Origin of the sequence: Janthinobacterium psychrotolerans (genome assembly GCF_001677885.1) — a bacterium.
In the GTDB taxonomy this organism is placed as follows: Bacteria; Pseudomonadota; Gammaproteobacteria; order Burkholderiales; family Burkholderiaceae_D; genus Janthinobacterium; species Janthinobacterium psychrotolerans.
Map to the genome: position 1 here is coordinate 1 of NZ_LOCQ01000007.1, position 1,178 is coordinate 1,178.

At 50.5% G+C, this 1,178-nt stretch carries 1 rRNA gene; it reads left to right on the forward strand.

The window, feature by feature from the left end:
• Window positions 1-18 precede the first annotated feature (18 nt).
• A 23S ribosomal RNA gene (locus ASR47_RS00065) occupies window positions 19-1,178 on the forward strand; the annotation flags it as partial.

Consider the following 1,178-nt stretch of genomic DNA (forward strand, 5'->3'; position numbering starts at 1 on the left):
CAGAGGCTAACGTTATAGGGACAAGCGAATAAGTGCACATGGTGGATGCCTTGGCGATTACAGGCGATGAAGGACGTAGTAGCTTGCGATAAGCTGCGGGGAGTGAGCAAACACACTTTGATCCGCAGATTTCCGAATGGGGCAACCCACCCTTTTAGGGTATTGCATACTGAATACATAGGTATGCAAGGCGAACGCGGCGAACTGAAACATCTAAGTAGCTGCAGGAAAAGAAATCAACCGAGATTCCCAAAGTAGCGGCGAGCGAAATGGGAAGAGCCTGTACGTGATAGTCGGACCGATAACAGAATCCTCTGGAAATAGGAGCCATAGCGGGTGATAGCCCCGTATGTGAAATCGGACCGGTGGTACTAAGCGTACGACAAGTAGGGCGGGACACGTGACATCCTGTCTGAATATGGGGGGACCATCCTCCAAGGCTAAATACTCGTAATCGACCGATAGTGAACCAGTACCGTGAGGGAAAGGCGAAAAGAACCCCGGAAGGGGAGTGAAATAGATCCTGAAACCGTGTGCATACAAACAGTAGGAGCGGACTTGTTCCGTGACTGCGTACCTTTTGTATAATGGGTCAGCGACTTACATTCAGTGGCAAGGTTAACCGTATAGGGAAGCCGTAGAGAAATCGAGTCCGAATAGGGCGATCAGTCGCTGGGTGTAGACCCGAAACCAAGTGATCTACTCATGGCCAGGATGAAGGTGCGGTAACACGCCCTGGAGGTCCGAACCCACTAATGTTGAAAAATTAGGGGATGAGCTGTGGGTAGGGGTGAAAGGCTAAACAAACTTGGAAATAGCTGGTTCTCTCCGAAAACTATTTAGGTAGTGCCTCAAGTATCACCATCGGGGGTAGAGCACTGTTATGGCTAGGGGGTCATTGCGACTTACCAAACCATTGCAAACTCCGAATACCGATGAGTGCGAGCTTGGGAGACAGACGTCGGGTGCTAACGTCCGGCGTCAAGAGGGAAACAACCCAGACCGCCAGCTAAGGTCCCAAAGATTGGCTAAGTGGAAAACGAAGTGGGAAGGCTAAAACAGTCAGGATGTTGGCTTAGAAGCAGCCATCATTTAAAGAAAGCGTAATAGCTCACTGATCGAGTCGTCCTGCGCGGAAGATGTAACGGGGCTAAGCCAGTCACCGAAGCTGCGGATAT